The organism is Clostridium estertheticum (assembly GCF_018861295.1).
Taxonomy (GTDB): Bacteria; Bacillota; Clostridia; order Clostridiales; family Clostridiaceae; genus Clostridium_AD; species Clostridium_AD estertheticum_D.
Map to the genome: position 1 here is coordinate 475770 of NZ_JAHLDM010000001.1, position 23557 is coordinate 499326.

Consider the following 23557-nt stretch of genomic DNA (forward strand, 5'->3'; position numbering starts at 1 on the left):
AGCCATAAATAGTCAGGGCACATACTGATGAAAAACAAAATAATCAAATCAATAAAAAGAGTATCCTTAAGGGTGCTCTTTTTTCATTGGTCCAAAAAAATAATTACGATAATGGATAGAAGAGTAGGATAAATTTAAGGAAAAGAAGGGCGTAATAAATATTACTAATATTTGAAATATATGTTATCATATAATGTATAAATAAATTATGAATTAGTATTAAGTTGCATAAAAATGTAATAACATCTGTTGTATAAATTAAGGGGGAATTATAAATGAGTAAGTTGAAAGAAATTTTAGTCTATTCCATGATAGTAGCTATGTTAAGTAGTCCTGTAACGGCTATCGAGGTTGCTAAGTATTCAGTACCCGACTTTTCCATTATGATAGGTAATAGACTTTATACCCTAGAATATGCTAATGACAAGAAAGATGAATCGGAAATAACAAATGCTATCGCGGGAAATATAGGTGATATATATATAAAAACTACTGGAGATAATTGGATAGACAATTCTACAGGAGGGGAGGTTGCAGTTAGTACAATAAGTAAATTGGATGTTAAATTCTTTAATGGAGTAGCAGTTGAAACACCACCTGTGAAAAAAGGCAGTATAATATTTAAATCTGTAGATGTTGACACTAATTTGCAGTTAGGAAATTTAGTCTATAGGACAGGTGATATTGGTACAGTGTGTGAAGGTTATGCAAATGTAATTGATGGTTATACCTTTGTTTCGGCGGAGACTACTTTTACTGGTAAATTTGCAAGTTTAGATCAACCTGTTACGTTAAATTATAAGAAACAAAATATAATAGCAAATGTTGCACCGGCTACTACGGTGACAGGGATAACAGCTAATCAAATGTTTAATGAAAGTGACAAAGCTTACGTGTTAGTACAAGCAGTGGATGAGGATAAAGAAACAACTAATATAAGAGTAAGTTTGGATGGAGTTGAAATAGCCAATTTAAATAAAACGTGTATGTTTCAGTTAAATACACAGATTGTAGGAGGTCATGTTTTAAAAATAAATTCTGTTGATAAACAGGGTTTAGTTGGCGAGGAGCGAACTTTTGTCTATATTGTTAGGTAAGTTATTAGTAGAAAGACATCGAATGACTAATGAAACATAGTGACTGTCTTTAGTATAATATTTGTATGGTGTTATAAGTTGAAAAAAAGGATTTGGAATGATATAATTTGATTACAATATAATAAAGATGATGGTGTTAATGGACAAATACACCAAAGAGATGTCTGGATTGATTAGTAAACATAAGAAAAGGAAAATTATAGTCAGATAATACATTGGTTAGCTATAATTGAGGAAAGGGGAAAAATAAATGGACAATATAGATATACAGAAAACTGGAACAGACACTATTAAAATAGATGATAAATTGGCTGGGTTAGTTACTATTACTACTGAGGATTTATCTGAGCAAAACTTATCTAATAATTTTATTTATAAGATTTGTCCAGATGGTAAAATAATTAATAGTGCTGTAGAGGATAAAACAGATAAAAGATTAAATGTATCGTCAGTTAAAAATTCAAAAGAAACCATTATTGAAAAACTAATAAAGGAGGGATTTGAACAAATCCCAGAGAATTTTACCAAATTAGAACTTACTAATATATTAGAATTTTCAAAAAAGGAAATTGTTAAAAATATAAATTTTGCAAGAGTGCTTCCTTTCAGTGTTGAAGTAACTGCTAATTATGATATAAGAGTAGTACTATTAGCTTATAATGGAGCTAAAAATGCAACTGTTCTGACTCAATTTCCTTTTAAATTAAAAGATGCGAAGGATAATGTTCTAATAGTTGGGAGCATTGATATAGATAAAACAGTTAGTCCTTCTAGAACAGTTATATGTGAAGTTCAAATAGAAAAAGCACGTCTTAGTGAACAATTGCCAGACTTATCAAAGTGGACTGTTACTTTTGAAGCGAAATAGAGATTGAACTATTTGCTAAATTGATAATTACAAGTTTCTACATTAATACATTATAAAAGACATAACTACTGAAATATATAGAAGGTTATATATTTTAGTAGTTTTTTAGTCGTTAAAAATCAGGGCTAACGACATTTATTTAATATTCATGAAGTAAGTTTATGAAATATAAAAAAGTATATCTGTGTAGATACATCCTAAATTTGAAAATGTTTATTTTTAGTATAAATTGTGGTAATATGTAATTATTAACAAAGAAAAATAGTGAATTTAATGTATGTTATTTTATATTTACATAGCATTTATTGCGTTTTATTTCAATTTATAAAAATAGGGGGAATTTATTAATGAAAAATTTTAAAAAAATTATAACTATGGGGTTTGTATTATTGATAATTACACTGTCAAAACCAGTGATGGCGATGGAACTAGGTAGTTTTACTGATGTTCCAAATTTTTCTGTAGTAATAGGTGATAGTATGTATACATTAGAGTATGCAAACGATCTAAATAATGCAAGTTTAATTAGTGAGGCAGTAGTTAAAAATAAAGGTGATATTTTTATAAAAACAGATGATAGCGGTTGGATAAAAAATAATGATGGGACACTAGTGAGCAAAGGGTCTGTAGATATTTCAACTATTAAATATAATAATGGTCAAAAAATTGTAACTTTGGTACCAGTAACTTCGAATGTTACTAAAATTCAAGTTAATCCAAATATAAAAAATACTGGAACAAACACAGCTATTTTTACATACAAAATATTAGATCAGACTGGATTAGACATTACTAAAACTATTCCTGCCTCGCAGATAAATGCAATTGCATCTGTAAGCTCAACTGTAGTTTTAGACCCTTTAACAGCAACAGGTACAATAACGTATAATTCTATTACTGATATTGGTACAACGATCAATGTTAGATTAACGGATAAAATAAACGGCGCAACTATAAATGTAGTGATGTTACCACCTGCCGTTGAAAACGACGCACCAAAGGTCAATAAAATTATTGTGACATCAACAGAACTAAGAACTAGTGGAGATATTGGTTATGCATTATATAGTATATATGATCAATATGGGAAAGACGTTACAAATACATCACTTGGAACCAATGTGACTTTCTCAAGTAATACTGGTGAAGTTAAATCTATTAATGGTTCACTTACAATAAAAGCAAATGCGGGAATTAAATATAGTATGCTTAAGTCAGTTGTAATAACAGGTAGTGATTCAATTACTGGAGTTTCAACAACGGCTACATTAAATGTTACAATAGCTGGATCAACACAAATTGGTACATTAAGTGATATATTACTTACAACATTAACAAATGTTGATGGAAAGACATTGACAGCGGGAGATACTTCAGATGTATTCTATGCTGGATATGTAGCAATAGATGTGAATGGAAAACTTACAACAAATTACGATCTTATGGCACAAGGGTTAATATTAACTGGTGATCATATGTTGACTACATCAACACCAAATGTAATAGCTCAACTTGTAAGAGATCCTTCAGACGGAGCAAAAGGACTAATAAAAGTAACAGCTACTAGTGATAAAATTTCAGTGGATATGCCAATAGTAATCATGGCTATAACAGCAAGTAAGACTTCACAACTAAGTACTACATTGAAAAAACAATCAGCAGTGGTTTCATTTATATTAGCATATCCAAGTGAGTCTATATCATCTGGTGAATCAGTGCTAATTCCATTTACAGCATTAGATCAAAATGGGAGAATAATTACAAAGTTTAGTGAATTGAATGGTATGGTAACACTTACGGGAGCAACCCTTGAAGAGAACCTTGATGGAACTGCTTCAGTAAAAAACAATAAGATTTATAGTAATGGGACTGATTCGATACATATAGATATAACAGCAATTACACAAACAGGTAAGTATAGCAGTATAACTATAGTTATTAAGTAGAACAAGATATTAATGCTTGCGATGGGAAGCATTTCTGTAATGGCGGTTGAACTGGATAAATATTCAGTGCCCGATTTTTCTACTATGATAGGGAGTAAACTTTATACATTAGACTATGCTAATACCAAAAGAAAGAAGTTGAAATAAGAAAGTCTACAGTTAGGTAAGGATGACATTATAAATTTATATGTTGATGATTTACGTGATTGTCTGGAGGGGTTTGTAATAGCACGGACAGTAGAATAAATCATATGCGATTTTTTATAAGACCAAGGAGGTTTGGCAAAAGTTTGTTTATATCAATGCTCAACATTATTATGATATAAATAAGAAAAATCCAGCTTATAGGATATATAGCTTCCATGGACTCGACTGAATCGCTGAGTACATGTTCTTGTGGTACCAGATGGTTTGGGTTTCTCTTTTGGGGAAAGTTAGTAGAATTATCATCTTCAACTTTATAAAACTACATCTCTTACATGTAAATGAAAAATTGACGTACGTAAAAATGTACGGTAGAATATAATATAAAGAGGTGATTAATCATGAAAACTGTTCCTATTACTAATGCTAGGCAAAATATATTTAGTATAATAGAACAAACTATTGCAAATTCAGAGCCTATACAGATAACAAGTAAAAAAGGTGATGTTGTAATGGTAAGCCTTGCAGATTGGTCAGCAATACAAGAAACTTTATATCTTCTAGGAATGCCTGGAATGAGGGAAAGTATTTTGGATGGAGCTAAGGAGCCTACTTCCGAGTGTAAGTCTTTGGAGGATATAGGATGGGATATATGATAGTTCTAACTAAGCAAGCTCAAAAGGATGCTAAAAAATTAGAATCCTGTAGTTTAGATAAAAAAGCAAAAGAGCTGCTAAAAATAATGAAAGAAAATCCTTATCAAACTCCACCACCATATGAAAAACTTATAGGGGATTTAAAAGGTTTTTATTCTCGAAGGATTAATATAAAGCATAGGTTAATTTATGAAGTGTATGAAAAAGAAAATACAATTAAGATTTTAAGAATGTGGACACATTATCAGTAAAAAGGGCTATTTACAGCCCTTTTTTATTTGATCTTATCTAAAATAATTCCTACTGTTGGTTCATTGTTGGCATTTTTAGGAATAACAGTATTTTAACTTTTAAACTTAATATTAAGTATAGTTTATTAATATTTATCGAAATAAAGAGGAATTAAGGATCCGTTATAGAATTATGTTAATATATGAATAAAATTGAAAATGGGGGTATAAATACATGAATAAGAAAATTATAGGTTCATTTCTTGTGTCTGTGATGATAGCATCAACTACGACTATCTCGGCTTTGGGTGCAATGGGGAGTGGTACAGTTGTAATAGGAACAAAAGCATTTGATTTAAGTTATGCCAATGATCCGGCAAATTTCAAAGAAATCACTAGTGCAATAGTTGATGGTGGAATGGTTTATGTTAAAGATTTTAATGGAAAATGGATAAACAATATCAATGGATTAGCTGCGGCAATAAGTTCTATACCAGCTGTGATTTACAAAAATGCTACTGAGAAGATAAGCTTTGATGCTGCAGATTTAGACGCAAAGATAAACTCTGCTACTCAAATTTTAGCAGCTACGCAAGCAGTAGTTAAAGCTGAAATTAGCAAATTGCAAATAGATGTAGATGCTGCAAAGATTTCGGTTAATGCATTACTTGCTGATGCTGCGCCAAGTAAAATAAGAGCAGATTTATTAGCACGATTAAATCTTATTAAAGTTACGAATGTGACTAGTCCAATTGTAACTACTCCAAGTGTAGATGTAACTGCTCCAATTCTTAATTCAGTATCTTTAACTATTGGACAACCAGTTTTAGCTACTAAAGACGCTAGCGGTAATTTTAAAGTGAGTTTAGCTGCTGCAAAAGCTACTGATATGTTTACTGATTTAAAACTTAACACTAGCGAGAAAGCCACTGCAAAAATTACTTGTTTGGGAAGGACTAAAACTTTTACAATAAATGATGCTGGTGATGTTACTATTCCTGTAGCTGATCTACTTGGATCATATGCTCCTAGCGCAGCTGGTATATCTGTAGGAACTTTAAAAGGTTACCTTGGTATATTAGGCAATAGCATTACATTAAATGCAACACTTACTGATGCAGCTGGAAACGCATCAACAAAAACGATTATTATTGCTGCTAACTAAACCCATGGGGTAAGTGAATAAAAGGACTGGACCGATATAAATCAGTCCAGTCCTTTTTATGTTAAAACAATAAAATTAAAAGCTTTGAAAAAAGTATATTTACAGAATATCTATTATTGTATTTATGTGAATAGAATTAACTAAACCCATGGGGTACCTAATGTAATAGAAATATGCATATATTTACGATTATAATTGAACTAAGAGGTGATTTATTTGAGCTTATCTAAGATAATTCCTATTATTGGTTCATTGTTGGCATTTTTGGGAATAACAGTATCTTTATTTTTTATGATTAAGAGCAATCTAGCCATGAAGAGAAAATACAAAGAGAAGTATAAAAGAAAATGATTTTCTTAAGATTGGAATAAGCAAAAATTAGACTTATTGGGGACATCATTAAAAAGCGTTTCAAAGGATGTTAAGGAAGTCAAAGAGAACATAGATGTAATGAAGGACGTATTAGGTAGAAACCAAATAGATATTGAAGTTTTAAAACGTAAACCGGTTTAAGGACATATATTTGAGAACCATTACAAGGCTTGTAGGAGCCTTGTTTTTATTTACAGTTATTTATTACAAAATTACAAAATTTTATATTGTTCCAAAAAACATCATAGAAAGTATTGTAGCAATAGTTGATGCTGGTGATGTTACTATTCCTGCTAGTTAAAGTGAGACAATTTATTTAATCTAAATAAAAACGACTGGACTGAAATATATCAGTCTAGTCGTTTTTAGATTAAAAAGTAAAAGCTTATTAGTCATTAATTTGTCTGCTTGGCATAATTAAAGTAATCAGCATTATCCATAAATCTGTCTTTAAGGTAATTGAAATTTCCCGTTGTTAAATCAAATTTACAAGAGGAAATATAGAAACCGATGTCCCTACTAGCATCCATATTGTTATAAAAAGATGTTTCAAAGACGTTCTTCTCTAATTGATTAAAGAAAAGACTTTGAGAACTATATGTATAAACGGAGTTAGTAGATCCGCTAGTATCCGTAAAATTCGCAAGTTTAAGTATACCATCCTTTATATAATATACTTTCATTTCTGAAGAGTTAGTTCCACTTGGTGTGCCCATTAATAAAAAGTCTGGTTGACCATCTAGTATATTTTTATGAACTCTAATTAGATCTCTATCTAAATTTAAAACTTGTTCTTCATTATTATAGGCATCGTATATTTTAGAATTGCTTTCGCCATCTTTTGATACTGCTATATTATAATGACCTTTGCTTAATTTGTCTCCTTCATTTGCACCTGCCCATGTAAAGGCCCAATCTTCAGAGTCATTTGATGCTTGTGCAAGCTGGTTATCATCGCTAAATACATGTATTGAATAATTTACTCCAGTATTATCCTTCATATCTAAGGTATAAAGACTTTTACCTTTTATTATATCTAACTCTGTCGTAGCTCCATTTTGGTCTTCACCTGGTACAATACTTGGGTCTATAGTCTTTCCTGTACTATTTTCCGTCCAAGTTCCTGAAAAATCTTTAACGTAAATCTTTCCACCTTCAATTATAGCATTCGTAATCACTGTAAAATTTGCTGTGTCATTAGCGTAAGCTAAATCAAAGGATTTGCTACCAATTACAACCGTACCGTTAGTCATAGTAGCAAAAGCTGATAGTGATGATGTTCCTGTTATCATTAAAGAAACAAGAAGTGAACTTATAAATTTCTTTTTCAAATTTTAATACCCCCTATAAATACATAATATAAAATCTACATAAATACCGTTTTTTAAAGCTATAATGTATATGACATCACAATTGTATGAATAAAATGTTAAACACATATAAATGACTAAATTCTACATAAAATTGCATAATCCTCTATTTAAACAATAATATATAATTAAAGTTATATGTAACTAATCCAACTAGATTTAATATTTATATTATGTACAGTGAAAAGGAATATTAAATAAAAACGACTGGACTGAAATAAATCAGTCTAGTCGTTTTTACGTTAAGCTGCAATAAACTACCCCTGGGGTGTTACATACTTGGGTCTATAGTTTTACCTGTAAGATTATCTATCCAATTTCCCGAATAATCTTTAACATAAATCGCACCACCATTAACTAGTGCATTATTGATTTCGGAACTATTAGCTGAATTGTTAGCATATTCAAGGGTATAAGATTTAGTACCTATTAAAACAGTCCCTGCAGGCATAACATTTAAATCTGCTGAAGTATAAGCTGCTTCTTTATTATAGGAAATACCTAATCTTGAACTTTCAGTTTTGTATAAGCTTGTTACTGTTACATATACATAACCACCAGCTTGTGCTAGTTGCTCAGTTGTATATATTACAGTTCTATATTGGGTTGAATTTATGGTTCCTACCCCTATTGTCTTTTGTGAGAAAGCGTCTGAATATATAGTTACTTTATCACCATCTGTGAACAGATAATTATTTAAAGTTATAACATCCAAGGCTCCTACTGGATTATTTGAAATCTTGATTGCATCTGTACTAAAAGGCATAGTCGAAACCGGTATTGATGTTTGTTTTGGTTGTCCATCTGCGCTAACTGCAACAGTATATTTTCCAGTGTTTAAATTATTGTTTAAAAGGCCTAAAGGTTGTTTTAGAGCACTAAAATAATAAGTACCTGCTTTTAAGTAAACAGATTGCGACCATGTTTTAGGAGTTCCATCCGATCCATAACGAATGCGAGACGAAAATATTTGATTGCCATCATTATCTGCTAAGTTTACATTTACTTCATAAATCGATGAAATCATTTTTAAAGTGATTTTTCCATCTAGTGGAAGCATTATTTTGTAGGTGTTTTGGTCATCATTACATGCTATGAATCCAATGATAACATTAGAATTCAAATTTAATGGCTGCGCAGTTAAGGTGCCATTATTAGGCTCTACATCATCGCTATATACAGGGGTATAATTAACGCGAAGAGTATATTTACCTGTATTTGAATTATTGTTTAATAGACCAGTACCTTGTTTTAAAACACTTAAATAATAAGTGCCTGCATTCAAATCAATAAGTTGTGTCCAGGTCTTTGGAGATTGTTCAGATCCCGAACCTACATAATTAGAAAATATTTGCTTGCCGTCATTATCATTCAAATTTAAATTTACTCCATATATTGATGAAAGCATTTTGACATCAATTCTGCCAGACATTGGTAGTGTGAATTTATACGTATCCTGGTCATCGTTGGCTGCTATAAATCCTATGAGTGGATCAGAATTTAAAGTTAATGGTTGCGCAGTTATTGGACTATTGTTAGGTTCTACATCATTGGTATAAACCTCTGTAAAATCAACTCCAAGACTATAGTTTACAGTGCCAGAAACATATTTTATAACAGTAAAATAATAAGTACCTGCGTCTAAATCAACAGCTTGTGACCATGTTGTAGATGAATTACCATTTCCCAAGCTTGGATAATAAGATAATACTTGATTACCATTATCATCCTTTAGATTTAAATTTATTTTATTATTTGATGAAATCATTTTGATATTGAGTTTACCAGCCGTGGGAAGTACGACCTTGTATATATCCTGGTCATTAGATGAGACAATATCATTTGTGATCGTGCTGCCAAGTGTAAGAGTTTGGGTAATAGCTGCATGGGCAATATTAGTTGGTACTATAATTTGCACTAATAGAAATACTAATATAAATAATGATGTAATAATTTTTTTACGCATTTTGAGTCCCCCTTATAATGTAGTGATTTTTTATTAAACCCTACATACTATAATTCAACATTAATGATGAATTTCCTTTTTTAGAATATTTAACCTTTAGTACATTCTCCTAGTTTTGCCTTAATATATTATACTTCACTGTCAGTCATTAGTTTCACAAAAATCATTAAGGAAATATAATATAAAACATTAGTAAAAGTGCAACTATATTGTAGTAATAAACGTTATATAAGTGTAAAAGGCAAAGAAATATAGGATTACGTTACTTTATAGAAAGGCATTATTTACCTCACAAGTAAACAATGATATAATATAGACATATGAACTTTTACTAGGGGGAACTATAAATGAATGAAGAAATGAATATTAGTATTGAAGACTATCTTACAATAATAAAAGAAAGGTTATGGTTAATAGGTACTATAACTCTCGCAACTGTAATAATCGCAGGTATATTAAGCTTTTTTGTTATAAAACCAACCTATGAGGCAAGCACAAGCATAATAGTGGGTAAGCCACAGGCTACTACGAATCAATCTGCACAACTAAATAGTGATGTAACTATGTATCAAAATTTACTTATAACATATAGTGAAATTGCTAAGTCTGATTTAGTAGCACAAGGGGCCCTTGATAAATTAAATGATAATTTAACAATAGATCAGATTAAAGCTGGCGTTACTGTTACTCCAAAAACGGGAACTCAAATTTTAATGATTACAGCTAAGGGTAAAGATCCAGAAGAAGTGTTTAAGGTTGTAAATGCTATTTCAACATCCTTTGTAGAATCTACAAAAAAGGTCTATCCTACAGGTGGAGATATACAAGTAATGGATAAGGCTACTATACCAAAAAATGCAATTAGCCCTAATAAGAAATTAAACTTGGCTATTGGACTTTTTTTAGGATTAATGCTTTCGCTTGGAGTTGTGTTCCTACTTGAATACATGGATAATACTATAAAAACCGAAAATGATGTAGAAAAATACTTAGGTTTACCAGTCCTTGGAGTAATACCTAGAATAATAGAAGATAAAAAGTAAGAAGGCGATAGAATGATTGATATACATAGTCATATACTTCCAGGAATCGACGATGGCTCAAAGAATATGGAAATGAGCATTAAAATGCTGAAAATGGCAGAAGAAAAAGGCACCAAAACTATTGTGGCCACTCCTCATTATATAAGGGGTAGATACGAAAATCATTATGAAAAGATTTTTGCTTTGCATCGAGAAGTAAAGGTTGCAGCTAAAAATGCAGGATTAAAGATAGAAGTACTGCTAGGACAAGAAGTTATGCTAGATAAGTATGCACTAAATTTGTGCAAAGAGAAAAAAATTAGAGGGATAAATGGATCGAGTTATATGCTTATCGAATTTCCAATGGATAAATTACCAAATGATGCTCTAGACTTAATTTATGAGCTAAGGGTTCTAGGTATTAAACCTATAATTGCACATCCAGAAAGATATGAATACATAATAAGATCGCTTCCTGATATAAACGATTTTATAAATGAGGGATGTTTGTTTCAGATCAATGCTGGAAGTTTGCAAGGAGTATTTGGGAAAAAGGTTCAGAAATGTGCCAAGTTACTTGTTAAAGAGGGTTTGGTAAGCTTTATTGCGTCAGATGCACATTCTATAAATAGAAGATGCCCTGGCCTTAACGAAGGATTTAGAGAAGCGACATTGTTAGATAAGGATATAGAAAAAAAGGTATCTAGTAATTTAGAACTAATGCTCACAGATAAGGATATAGAAATAAAGATGGAGAAAATAAAGAAAAAGAAAAGTATTTTTCAGATATTCAAACGTTAATATAATTATAAAAAAATTATTGTTTACTTAAAAATAATTAGTAAAGGCAGTGAATCAAATGAAAGAATTAGACTTAATAACATTTAAAGAACCGACTTCACCAATGTCAGAGTCATATAGAACTCTTAGGACTAATATTCAATTTTCATCTTTTGATAAAAAAATTAAAACATTACTTCTAACTAGTTCAGGACCAGGAGAAGGAAAAACTACAACTTCTTCAAATTTGGCTATGGTTATGGCTCAAGGTGGAAATAAGACTTTGTTAATAGATTGTGATCAAAGAAAACCACAGGTACATAAGGTTTTTGGATTTTCTAACGAAAAGGGTTTATCTAACATGCTGGTAAATGATGATGATGGTGGTGGTGAAATAAATATGAATATAGGTATTCATGAAACGGTACAACCAAACCTTCATGTTTTAACTTCAGGTACAAGGCCTCCAAACCCAGCGGAACTTTTAGGATCGGCTAAAATGAAAAATTTCATCGAGGAGTTAAAGAAAACATATGATTATATAATCTTAGATACTCCTCCAATAATACTAGTTACAGATGCACAAATTCTAGCTCAGTATACAGATGGATGCCTTTTAGTTGTATCTTCAAAGGAAGCGGAACGTGATGCAGCTGTAAAAGCCAAGGGACTACTTGAAAAGGTAAACGCTAAAATATTGGGTATAGTACTTAATAAAGTAGATCTTAAAAAGAAAGGTTATTATAACTATGAGTACAAGTATGGTGAAACTGTTAAAGGTGAAAAAATCAGAAAAATAGCAAAATAATAAGAAATTTAATATTATCTATAATTTGATAAAGTGAGGGATTCTATGAAGGTTTTAGGAAAATGGAAAAAACCAATATTGATGCTAAGCGATGCAGTTTTAATAAATTTAGCTTATATATTAGCTTTCTTTTTTATATATAATTATAAAAATTTCAGATTTTATTCAAGTAGTTACAAAGAGATAGCATTAATTGTAACAGTTATTTACATAACTTGTTTTTATATTTTTAAACTTTACGAAAGTCTTTGGAGATATGCAAGTATTGATGAATTTATGCTTATTATTGGTGCATGCCTTACTTCTAATATTGTGATGATTGTTTTTGTTAGAATTATTGGACATCCATTCGCTTATGGAGTAAGTATAATAGCTTGTGCTTTTAGTATTATTTTTATAGTAGGTCTTAGAATGTCATTTAGAGTTTACGGTAGATTTGAAAGTATGGTAAATTGTAATGCCAGTAAAATTGTTCAATCAAGAGTAATGATAATTGGTGCTGGGTCAGCGGCTGCTATGGTTATAAAAGAAATGAAAAGTAGTAGTCAGAGTAAATACATGCCAATAGCTGTAATTGATGATGAAGTTTACAAAAAAGGAAATAATATTGCTGGAGTAAAGGTACTTGGAAATCGTAAAGATATTCCTAAAATAGTAATAGAAAAATGTATAGAAACAATCGTTATAGCTATTCCAACAATAGAAGATGAAGATAAAAAAGAAATACTTGAGATATGCAAGAAAACGAATTGTAAAATAGAAATTATCCCAGGTATGTATGAAATAATAAATGGGAAAGTTTCATTAAATCAAATTCGAAAAGTAGAGATCGAGGATTTATTAGGACGCAAAGCAGTAAAACTTGATATGCAAGGCATAACAAGTTATATAACTAATAAAACCATTCTGGTAACAGGTGGCGGTGGGTCAATTGGTTCAGAACTCTGTCGTCAAATTATAAAGTTTAATCCAAAACAATTAATTGTTTTTGATATATATGAAAACAATGCTTATGACTTACAAATGGAACTTGAGTACAAGTATCCAAAGTTAGATTTATTGGTGCTTATAGGATCAGTTAGAGATAAGAAAAGGCTGGAAGATGTTTTTAAAAAGTATTCACCAAATATAGTTTTCCATGCCGCGGCGCATAAACATGTTCCACTAATGGAAAATAGCCCAATGGAGGCTATAAAAAACAATGTGTTTGGAACATATAATGTAGCTGAATGTGCTCATAAGTTTAATGTAGAAAGATTTGTTATGATATCTACAGACAAAGCGGTAAACCCAACAAATGTTATGGGCGCAACTAAAAGAATGTGTGAGATGATTATACAATCAATGGATAAAATAAGTAAAACACATTTTGTAGCAGTGAGATTTGGGAATGTTCTAGGAAGTAATGGGTCAGTTATCCCGTTATTTAAAAAACAAATAGAACATGGTGGACCAGTTACACTTACAAACAAATATATAACAAGATTCTTTATGACTATTCCAGAAGCTGCACAATTAGTGCTTCAATCTGGGGCATATGCACAGGGTGGAGAAATATTCGTGCTTGATATGGGAAAGCCTGTTAAAATATATGATTTAGCATGGGATTTAATAAAACTTTCAGGCTTCATTCCAGATAAAGACATAAAAATCGAAATCACAGGGCTTCGCCCAGGAGAAAAGCTTTATGAAGAACTGCTAATGAGTGAAGAAGGACTTACAAATACTAAACATGAAAAGATATTTATAGGAAAACCAACATTTACTGATTTGAGTGTAATGAAAGAGAAAATGAAGGAACTCGCAGTGATTATTGAAAAAGATGATGTACAACTATTAATTGAAAAAATAGGAGAAATAGTTCCAACATACAATAGAACTTTGGCAGAGTCGGCTACTATGTAGCCGGAATCATTTGATTTGCAACTGTGTACTAATATTGTAGAATAAAATAATTTAGGGGGGCGGTATTATGGAGAAGTTTTTAAATGCTATAGTAAGTTTAATATTATTGGTGTTGTTATCGCCATTATTTATTATCATAGGAGTAATAATAAAGTTGAATTCAAAAGGTCCAGTATTTTTTACTCAGATGAGAATAGGTAAAAATAATGAATTATTTAAATTCTATAAATTTAGGACAATGAAGGTTGGAACTCCAAATGTTGCAACAGACAAACTAGATAGTTCAAAAAGTTATGTAACGACAAGTGGGAAGATTCTACGTAAAACAAGTATGGATGAACTTCCACAAATAATTAATATTATTAAAGGGGATATGGTGCTTGTAGGACCAAGACCTGCTTTATATAATCAGTATGAACTTAAGGAGTTACGAACAAAGGTAGGAGTTCATACACTGCTTCCAGGAATTACTGGGTGGGCTCAAATCAATGGTCGAGATAATAATGATGATCATGAGAAAACAAGGCATGACGCATATTATCTTAACAATAAGTCGCTTAAGTTAGATGCGTTAATAATATTTAGGACTGTGTTTAAGGTTCTAAGAGCAGAAGGAATTCTTGAAGGTTCAATAATCAAGGCAAGAGATGAAGAAATAAGCCAAGAAAGAAGCCAAGCTAGCAGTCATGAAGATTTATCAGTCTAAATATGAGGTGATATAAAATGAGTGATTTGTTAATAATAGGTGCTGGTGGACATGGTAGAGTGGTAGCAGAAACTGCAGAACTTGAAGGCAGATGGGACAATATAAACTTTCTGGATGATAGAATTGATGTAGATATGGTTTTGGGTCATAGGATTATTGGTAAGATGGATGATTATAAAAGAAATTCTAAGAAATATGAGTACGCTATTGTATGCATTGGTAACAATGAGAAAAGATTAGAATTGATTAAAGAAATATTGAAGGTAGGGTATAAAGTTCCTGTGATTATTCATCCTAAGGCATTTGTAAGTAAGTATAGTGAGGTTGGAAATGGTAGTGTTATACTTGCGGGGGTTGTTATTAATACAGGGGCTAAGATAGGCATGGGATGTATTATTAATATTAACAGCTCAGTTGATCATGATTGTGAAGTTTATGATGGAGTTCATGTGTGTAGTGGAGCGGTTGTTCGGAGTATGTGTAAGGTTGGGAGACTATCTTATGTTGGTGCTGGAGCAGTTGTTAAGAGTGGGTCGGTTTTAAAAGACAAATATACGTTGGCTGATGGAGTGATTGTATAGTTTGGCATTGGTGAGTTAAGACATAAAGGGGCTTCTGAGATGAAGGAGACGATATTAAAATGGTAAATATACTTATAACAGGAGCAAATAGTTACATAGGTACAAGCCTTGAGAAATGGCTAAAAAAAGATTCAGATAAATATTATGTAGATACTTTAGATATGAAAGATAATGAATGGAAGAATAGAGATTTTTCAAAGTATGATGTGGTGTTTCATGTGGCGGGTATTGCTCATGTCTCAACAGATCCAAAGATGGAACAATTATACTATAAAATCAATAGAGACCTTACTATAGAGACTGCTAAAAAAGCAAAGTTTGATGGAGCTTGCCAGTTTATTTTTATGAGTAGTATAATAGTTTATGGTGACAGTAGTAGTATAAATCACAAAAGAGTTATAAGCAGAAACACAGTACCTCATCCTACTAACTTTTATGGAAACAGTAAGCTGCAAGCAGAGGAAGGTATTATGCTTTTAGACGATGATAAATTTAAAGTTGTGGTATTAAGACCACCTATGATTTACGGGAAAGGATCAAAGGGAAACTATCCGAAACTAGCAAAAATGGCTCAGAAACTACCATTTTTTCCGGATGTGGACAATGAAAGAAGTATGTTACATATAGATAATCTTTGTGAATTTATTAGACTTGTGATTCAGAATGAAGAAAAAGGGATATTCTTTCCGCAGAATAAAGAATATGTTAATACAGCTATGATGGTTAAGCTTATAGCAGAGGCTCATGGAAAGAAGATAAAAATTACAAAGGCATTTAATCCTGCTTTGAGGGTTATGGGGAATTTTGTAGGTATGGTTAATAAGGCATTTGGAAATTTGGTTTATGAGAAGAGTATGAGTGAGTATAAAGATGAGTATAGGATAGGCGATTTGAGAGAATCGATTAGGATAACTGAAGTGGAGAGTAGAGAAATATGAAGGTAGTTATTGTGAATTGCTTTGATACATATGAGGATAGAATAGATTTACTTCATGATTATTTTATTGATAAGGGTCATGATGTTACAATTATTCAATCAAATTTTAGACATTTTAAGAAGGTTAAACGTACTGAGAGCAAACAGGACTTTATATTTGTTGAATCAAAACCATATTATAAAAACATGTCTGTAGCCAGATTGTCATCGCACTATAGTTATGCAAAGAAGGCTTTTCAACTTGTAGACGATTTGCAGCCAGACTTACTGTATGTTATGGTGCCACCAAACTCTTTAGTGAAGTTTGCCGCAAAATATAAAAGAAAACATAGCAATGTAAAGTTGATTTTTGATTTAATCGATCTTTGGCCTGAAACTATGCCTATTGGAAAAATCAAAGCTATTCCTCCATTTACTTTTTGGAAATTGATGAGAGATAAGAACTTAAAGTATGCAGATTTAGTAATAACAGAATGCAATCTTTATCAATCAATACTAAAAAATGTATTAAAAGGAATTAAAGCTGAAACTGTATATTTAGCAAAAGGAGAAGTCAATGTTGAAAGCCATCCTATGTTCAATAAAGATGAAATACACTTATGCTACTTGGGTTCAATAAATAATATAATTGATATTCCACAAATAAAAAGACTTGTAAAATTAATACATGAAATAAAGCCTGTAACCCTTCATATTATTGGGGATGGAGAGAAAAGGGATGATTTAATTGATGAGGTGAAAAGCACAGGAGCAATTGTAGAATATCACGGGAAAATATACGACCCACAAAAAAAACAAGAGATATTCGATAAATGCCAGTTTGGGTTAAATATTATGAAAGATACGGTATGTGTTGGGCTAACAATGAAGTCAATTGACTATTTTCAAGCGGGGTTACCAATACTAAATAGTATCAAAGCTGACACTTCTAAGATAGTAGAGGAGTATAAGATAGGTATTAATGTTGCAGGTGAGAATATAGAAGATATAGCGTATAAGGTGGCTAATGATAACATGGAAAAACTTCTTGTTATGAGAGAGAATACAAAGAAGATGTTTGATAGTCTGTTTTCTCTTGATGCATTTAATAGAAAATTGCATGATGTAATTAAGGGGTTGTAATGAATTATGAAAAATGGATATGGATTAGGTGAAATATTTAAGAATGCGATATCGCTAGTTTACACAAAAATATTTTATAGAGGTGCACGGTTAATACGTAGACCTATATATGTTAGAGGTAAAAAGTTTTTGCAATATGGCGAAGGGATTACTACTGGTTATAATTGTCGGATTGAAATATTTGATACTGGAGTAGGTGGTTCCAAAAAACTTATCATAGGGAAAAACTGTAAGATTGGTGACCATGTTCACATTGCAGCAGGTGAAAAAGTTTCTATAGGTGATAATTGTTTAATGGCATCTAAAATATATATTAGTGATATTAATCATGGAGATTATTCTAATGCTGATAATGATTCATCACCGGATATTTCACCAGATAATAGACCTTTATACACAAAAACTGTGGCAATAGGAAATAATGTGTGGATTGGCGAGAATGTTTGTATTTTACCAGGTGTTACTATAGGAGATGGGTGTATTATTGGAGCTAATTCTGTAGTAAATAGAAATGCCCCTCAAAATTGTATGGTTGCAGGGTCACCAGCTAGGGTTATAAAAAAATATAATGGTAAGATAAAACAATGGATAAAAATTTAATATAGCATCAAGTAATATTGTTAATTGTTTATACTGAATTTTTCTTGGAAATTTTGCTGGAATTTCTTTGTAGATTTAAATTACAAAATTACTTTGAGGTGTTTGTTTGATAGGAGATATAAATAGTATGAAGACGATAATAATATCCGGAATTAATTTCTTTGAAGGTGGACCATTATCAGTATATAGGGACTGTTTAGATAATATTATTAAAAGTAGATTAAATGAAACTAATAACATAATTGCTTTTGTACATAAAAAAGAACTATTTGTGGAGTATGCTGATAAAATAACACTTATTGAATTGCCAAAGGCTAGAAAGAATTATCTGTATAGATTATGGTATGAGTATATTTATTTTTATATATATTCAAAAGATAAAAATATTGATGTATGGCTTTCATTACATGATATAACACCAAATGTTAAAGCAAAAAAAAGATATGTATATTGTCATAATCCATCACCTTTTATGAAGACTGAACTTAAAAATCTAAAATATAGTTACAAGAATTTTTTGTTTTCTCTATTTTACAAATATTTATATAAAATAAATATTAAGAAAAATACTTCAGTTATTGTACAGCAGGATTGGATGAGACAGGAATTTATAAAGATGTATAAGGTAGAAAATGTGATTGTTGCAAAACCAACGGCAACTATAAATGCAATTAATTATATTGATTCTTCAAAAGAACCCAAAAATAAGATACGGTTTATATATGCAGCATTTCCTAGATTTTTCAAGAACTTTGAAGTGATTTGCATTGCATGTGAAAAGTTAGAGGGAAAAGGTATAGATGGTTATGAAGTTCTACTAACTATAGACGGAAAAGAAAACAGGTATTCTAAGGAGTTGAAAAAGCGTTTCAAAAAATTACAAAGTATAAGGTTTATTGGACTTCAGGATAGAAAAGACCTGTTTGATTTATATGAAACAGTAGATTGTATGATATTCCCTTCAAAGTTAGAAACTTGGGGACTACCTGTATCAGAGTTTAAGGGGACTGGTAAGCCTATGTTAGTAGCTGATTTGCCTTATGCGCATGAAACAGTAGGAACATATAATAAAGTTATTTTTTTTAATCCAAATGATACTAACGAACTGGCTAGTTTATTAGAAAAAGAAATAACTAAAACAAACATATATATAAATGCCATTGAGAAAGAGATAAAAGAGCCATTTGCTATAGGGTGGTCTATGTTGTTTGATATAATTTTTTAAGGTTATGATTTATATGGATGTAAGATAAATTATTATGTTACATTCTTAGTTTATAGTTAAAATAAAATTGAGAAAGTAGTGGGTTTGCAGTATGAACTATATTAAGAAAGACATTGTTGTTAATAAAATTTTTTTTTATATACTTCTATTCGTAGTATATATACTCGATAATGCTGCATTTGTGGTATTAAAAGCAACATCGCAGAAAAGTAGTATGATAATAGGACTGGTTAGTTGTATATTCATTTTTATAATTATAGGAGAAAAAAAAGTTTTCACTATAAATAAACGGTATTTTACAATTATAATATGTCTGCTTATTGTAATATCGTTACAGTTTATATTTAGTAGCGTAATTTTTGCGAATGTAGACATGCAAAGATTTATTTCATCATGCCTTTTAATGATTATAGTTTTAGCCATTGCTCCTCTGTTTGCAGATTTTATGGAGTTGGTAGATGAAATTTCTTTTAATGAAGTAATAAATTTTGCTTATTGTTTTATGACGACAATTGGAGTTATATCACTTTTATTAATTAAATTTAATCTTGTAAATAATAAAAGTATGATAATTTTTTCGGAACCGTCTCATTTTGCTTTCGTATATTTGCCATTTTTATTATATAGAGCTTATTCAGCTACAAAGAATAAAAGATTATTAAGTATATTGGTAGGTTTGATTTTGGCTATTGAGATAGAAAATTTAACTTTACTTGTTGGTATATGTTTAATAATAATTTTAGTATATTGGAAGAAAAAAAGGATGGCAATTACAATTATATGTATAGGATTTATAGTTATAAATATAGCAGGTGTAGATAAAATTGCTTATTTTACTGATAGACTTCAGATAACATCCCAAACAAGTAATATTTCAGCTTTAGTTTGGTTATCTGGATGGGAAAGAGCATATTTATCATTTTTCGACAGTTATGGGTTAGGTGTGGGATTTCAACAAATGGGTATAATAGGACAGATAGGAAAATATATGAATTATTTATCTGGGATTATAGGTGGAGAGTATTTAAATATGTTTGATGGTGGTTCAACAGGTGCAAAGATAATTGATGAATTAGGTGTTTTAGGAGTGATGTTAATTGTAGTATATTTAATATATTTTTTTCGTATTATGAAAAGCTTTGTTACAAATAAGGTATCTAGTAATATAGAACTTTTTTTACTGTCTGTCTATATTATGTTTTCAATACAATTATTTGTCAGAGGGATTGGTTACTTTTCACCTTCGGCATTTATGTTTTTTGTATCTATTTATTGGATAGCATTTAAACGTAATTTAGTTAAAAAAGCAATAAATAAGTAAATAACTTGAAATAAACAAAAATCAATGAGCCGGTTAAAATGCAAGGGAAAGTATAATATTTAACAGTAAAATGTGTGCGGATCACATAAAAACATATAAGTTAGGGCTACTAATTTTATATGTTATAGATAGAATGGGGGGTATACGTTGATAAGTATATGTATTGCTACTTATAATGGTGAAAAATATATTGAAGAGCAGTTATTATCAATTTTGAACCAAACAAGACAAGTAGATGAAGTGGTGATATGCGATGATAATTCTTCAGATAATACTATGAAAATAATTACCCAGTTTATTAAAAAAAATGATGATCTACGTGGATGGAGGCTCATAGTAAATAAAATAAATAAAGGGTATCCATCAAATTTCTACTATTGCGTAGAAAAATGTAAGGGAGATATTGTATTCTTTTCTGATCAAGATGATATTTGGAAAAAGGATAAAATAGAGAAAATGGAATCGGTTTTAAATGAAAATTCCAAAATACAACTACTGAGTTGCAATCATGGAGTAATTGATTCTGAGGGTAATAAAATTCATAGTTACATGACACCCAAGACAACTGAAACTATGACAATTAAATCGGTTAGTATACATGAAACCCTACATGCATATGGGTGGCCTGGAATGACAATGGCTATTAGAAAAGCATATTACGATGGCATATGCTATAATTTCAAAGATTTAAGTATTGCACACGATTTTATTTTAGCCATTTTCGCCTCTAATGATAACGCGTTTTATTCTTATGATTATATCGGTACATACCACAGACGGCATAGTAACAATACTGCGGAAGAGGAACATCGCATTTTTAAGTTACTAAATTTAAGGAGAAAACTGCATGAAATACAACTTTATAATAATATGCTACAGAAAGTTGTTGTTGCCGAGTTTAAGTTTAATGCATCAGTGAATAATGCATTAAACAAAAAGTTGAGATTATCTAAGTTAAGGTATGATATTATTAGAAATAGAAGGTATAAGAAGTTGTTTTGGTTGTATTTGAAAAATGGAGATACATTACGTATAAAATCATTCATCTGTGATTTTTGGATCTTAAGTTTTGGTAATTACAAAAAATATAAAGAGTGAATATATATAGTAAACTTAAGATTGAGGTATTACCGAATAAAGGTTAAGAACATTTATTAATACTGTATTTATTTTAAATGGCGAGGAGGGCTATTAAGGCATTTGCAAAGTAAGCAATTAATAAGTATGTAGTTGGAAATAACAAGCTAAAATTGCTCGTATGGTAATATATGACTGTAAGTTGCTTATTTAAAAAAAATGTTAGTAAATAAATAGCTTATTTTATTGTATAACTGGATTTTCATATTTACTTTGATATAACAAACAAATAAAATTTGGAGGCAATATGAATAAACTATTAATTTCAGTTGTTATATTAACATATAAAATTTTCAATACTTTAAAGATTGCATTGATTCTGTAGTTAATCAAACATACTCTAAAATTGAATTAATTATTATTGAAATTAAAAGTGAGTAGCAAGGGGATTTTTATTCAGATCTAACACGTCGGAAGTCTAGGAAATTTCCATATAAAAATAGATATGATGTTCAATTTGAGTATCAACCAATTTTAGTGTTGTCAAGTAAAAAACAATAATTATATAAAATGATAACAAAGCGGTGACTCTAAGTTGAATCTGAAATGAGGCTATAACGTCATTGGTTAATTTTAGACTTAGCAGGTTTACAGCTGCGCTGGTTATGGTAGAGGCTCACTTTTTTTAATTTTGAAACCAACTAAAAAAATATTCATGGAGGAAATATGGGCAAACCATTAATTTCAGTAATTATATTAACATATAGAAAATTTGAGTACTTCAAAGAATGTATTGATTCGGTACTAAATCAAAAATACCATAAAATCGAATTAATTATAAGTGATGATGGTTCTGATAACTTTGATTTAGAATTTATTAGATCTTATATAAACAAAAAGAAAAAAAACAATATAATTAATATTAATATTATTCAACATGAAGATAATATTGGTACCGTAAAAAACTTTAATAATGCAATAAAAGCAAGTAAGGGTAACTATATAATTGGATTAGCAGTAGATGATTGCTTTTATAATAGTGATGTAATAGATAATATCGTTAATACTTTTATAAAAATAAAACCTTTAATTATTACTGCTTACAGAGATGTGTATGATGAGAAGTTTTTAAATAAAATTGAAAGATTGCCGAAGAAAAAAGAGGTTCAAATTTTGAAAAATAAAAAAAACTTATATAGAATATTATGTAAGGGCAATTTCATTTCGGGTGCATGTACATATTATAGTAAAGAGTTTTTTAGTGAATATGGACTCTTCGATGAAGAGTATATATTATTAGAAGATTATTCTAAATATTTATATGCTACAAGAAATAAATGTAAAATTGAGTTTTTAAATATACCTACTATTAAATATAGATTGGGTGGAATTAGTACTTCAAATAATATTAATCCTATATTGAAAAAAGACTATGAAACAGCAATAATAAAAGAAATTCTACCTTTTAAAAAGGAGACAGGTATATTCCTTAATAGGCTTGAAAAATTTGAATACTATAGAATGGTAAATAGAAAAAAAATATGCAATATGATAATGTTATATCCTGATATAGTAGTATATAAAATAATAGTTAAATTAAAAAACAAAATATTGGTTAAGTTTTTACGATAGTTATTAAAATTAAGGCGAAAATACTTA

Annotated in this window: 22 protein-coding genes and 1 pseudogene; 21 read left to right on the top strand and 2 right to left on the bottom strand. The window is 30.2% G+C overall.

Annotated elements, in window-relative coordinates; translation table 11 throughout:
• The first annotated feature begins 275 nt into the window (after positions 1–275).
• From KPL54_RS02240 to KPL54_RS02275, 8 genes and pseudogenes are all read left to right on the top strand, one after another.
• Positions 276–1097, top strand: coding sequence for a hypothetical protein (locus KPL54_RS02240; RefSeq protein WP_216104220.1), 822 nt, complete (start codon positions 276–278; stop codon positions 1095–1097).
• 250 nt (positions 1098–1347) lie between these two features.
• Positions 1348–1965, top strand: coding sequence for an SLAP domain-containing protein (locus KPL54_RS02245; RefSeq protein WP_216104222.1), 618 nt, complete (start codon positions 1348–1350; stop codon positions 1963–1965).
• Between the two features lie 347 nt (positions 1966–2312).
• Entirely contained in the window at positions 2313–3911 is a 1599-nt protein-coding gene (locus tag KPL54_RS02250; RefSeq protein ID WP_216104224.1) for a hypothetical protein, read from the top strand.
• Between the two features lie 257 nt (positions 3912–4168).
• A pseudogene (locus tag KPL54_RS26820) lies at positions 4169–4248 on the top strand (AAA family ATPase); the annotation flags it as partial.
• A gap of 208 nt (positions 4249–4456) precedes the next feature.
• Positions 4457–4711: a type II toxin-antitoxin system Phd/YefM family antitoxin gene (locus KPL54_RS02260; RefSeq protein ID WP_216104228.1), complete on the top strand. Its 255-nt coding sequence runs from the start codon at positions 4457–4459 to the stop codon at positions 4709–4711.
• Complete coding sequence (locus KPL54_RS02265; RefSeq protein WP_216104230.1) at positions 4699–4962, top strand: Txe/YoeB family addiction module toxin; 264 nt, start codon at positions 4699–4701, stop codon at positions 4960–4962. The genes KPL54_RS02260 and KPL54_RS02265 overlap by 13 nt, the downstream gene beginning before the upstream one ends.
• Before the next feature lie 214 nt (positions 4963–5176).
• Positions 5177–6106 (top strand): hypothetical protein, encoded by a 930-nt coding sequence (locus KPL54_RS02270; RefSeq protein ID WP_216104233.1) that lies wholly within the window; start codon positions 5177–5179, stop codon positions 6104–6106.
• A gap of 523 nt (positions 6107–6629) precedes the next feature.
• The gene (locus tag KPL54_RS02275) at positions 6630–6779 is read left to right on the top strand and encodes a hypothetical protein (protein ID WP_216104235.1); all 150 of its coding nucleotides are present in this window, start codon (positions 6630–6632) and stop codon (positions 6777–6779) included.
• A 94-nt stretch (positions 6780–6873) separates the two neighbouring features.
• Here KPL54_RS02275 and KPL54_RS02280 read toward each other — a convergent pair whose 3' ends face one another.
• Positions 6874–7809, bottom strand: coding sequence for a hypothetical protein (locus KPL54_RS02280; RefSeq protein ID WP_216104237.1), 936 nt, complete (start codon positions 7807–7809; stop codon positions 6874–6876).
• 310 nt (positions 7810–8119) lie between these two features.
• A complete protein-coding gene (locus KPL54_RS02285; RefSeq protein WP_216104239.1) occupies positions 8120–9814 on the bottom strand; it encodes a PPC domain-containing protein in 1695 nt (564 codons plus the stop codon).
• A 347-nt stretch (positions 9815–10161) separates the two neighbouring features.
• Between KPL54_RS02285 and KPL54_RS02290 the strand changes: the two genes are divergently transcribed.
• From KPL54_RS02290 to KPL54_RS02355, 13 genes are all read left to right on the top strand, one after another.
• Positions 10162–10857 (top strand): YveK family protein, encoded by a 696-nt coding sequence (locus tag KPL54_RS02290; protein WP_216104241.1) that lies wholly within the window; start codon positions 10162–10164, stop codon positions 10855–10857.
• Between the two features lie 12 nt (positions 10858–10869).
• On the top strand, positions 10870–11637 hold the full coding sequence (locus tag KPL54_RS02295; protein WP_216104243.1) for a tyrosine-protein phosphatase: 768 nt from the start codon (positions 10870–10872) through the stop codon (positions 11635–11637).
• Positions 11638–11695: 58 nt separating this feature from the next.
• A complete protein-coding gene (locus KPL54_RS02300) occupies positions 11696–12424 on the top strand; it encodes a CpsD/CapB family tyrosine-protein kinase (RefSeq protein ID WP_216104245.1) in 729 nt (242 codons plus the stop codon).
• A gap of 45 nt (positions 12425–12469) precedes the next feature.
• Positions 12470–14329, top strand: coding sequence for a polysaccharide biosynthesis protein (locus KPL54_RS02305; RefSeq protein WP_216104247.1), 1860 nt, complete (start codon positions 12470–12472; stop codon positions 14327–14329).
• Positions 14330–14396: 67 nt separating this feature from the next.
• Positions 14397–15035 carry a sugar transferase gene (locus KPL54_RS02310; protein WP_216104249.1) on the top strand — a complete coding sequence of 213 codons (639 nt, stop codon included), beginning with the start codon at positions 14397–14399 and terminating at the stop codon, positions 15033–15035.
• A gap of 17 nt (positions 15036–15052) precedes the next feature.
• Positions 15053–15616 carry a NeuD/PglB/VioB family sugar acetyltransferase gene (locus KPL54_RS02315; protein WP_216104254.1) on the top strand — a complete coding sequence of 188 codons (564 nt, stop codon included), beginning with the start codon at positions 15053–15055 and terminating at the stop codon, positions 15614–15616.
• A gap of 59 nt (positions 15617–15675) precedes the next feature.
• Positions 15676–16554: an NAD-dependent epimerase/dehydratase family protein gene (locus tag KPL54_RS02320; RefSeq protein WP_216104256.1), complete on the top strand. Its 879-nt coding sequence runs from the start codon at positions 15676–15678 to the stop codon at positions 16552–16554.
• Positions 16551–17675 (top strand): glycosyltransferase, encoded by a 1125-nt coding sequence (locus KPL54_RS02325; protein ID WP_216104258.1) that lies wholly within the window; start codon positions 16551–16553, stop codon positions 17673–17675. Before KPL54_RS02320 ends, KPL54_RS02325 begins: the two co-directional genes overlap by 4 nt.
• 6 nt (positions 17676–17681) lie before the next feature.
• Positions 17682–18275: a DapH/DapD/GlmU-related protein gene (locus KPL54_RS02330; protein ID WP_216104260.1), complete on the top strand. Its 594-nt coding sequence runs from the start codon at positions 17682–17684 to the stop codon at positions 18273–18275.
• Between the two features lie 127 nt (positions 18276–18402).
• On the top strand, positions 18403–19500 hold the full coding sequence (locus tag KPL54_RS02340) for a glycosyltransferase (protein ID WP_253203302.1): 1098 nt from the start codon (positions 18403–18405) through the stop codon (positions 19498–19500).
• A 91-nt stretch (positions 19501–19591) separates the two neighbouring features.
• Positions 19592–20821 (top strand): hypothetical protein, encoded by a 1230-nt coding sequence (locus KPL54_RS02345; protein ID WP_216104266.1) that lies wholly within the window; start codon positions 19592–19594, stop codon positions 20819–20821.
• 147 nt (positions 20822–20968) lie between these two features.
• Positions 20969–21919: a glycosyltransferase gene (locus KPL54_RS02350; protein ID WP_216104268.1), complete on the top strand. Its 951-nt coding sequence runs from the start codon at positions 20969–20971 to the stop codon at positions 21917–21919.
• A gap of 705 nt (positions 21920–22624) precedes the next feature.
• Entirely contained in the window at positions 22625–23530 is a 906-nt protein-coding gene (locus tag KPL54_RS02355; protein WP_216104269.1) for a glycosyltransferase, read from the top strand.
• Positions 23531–23557 lie beyond the last annotated feature (27 nt).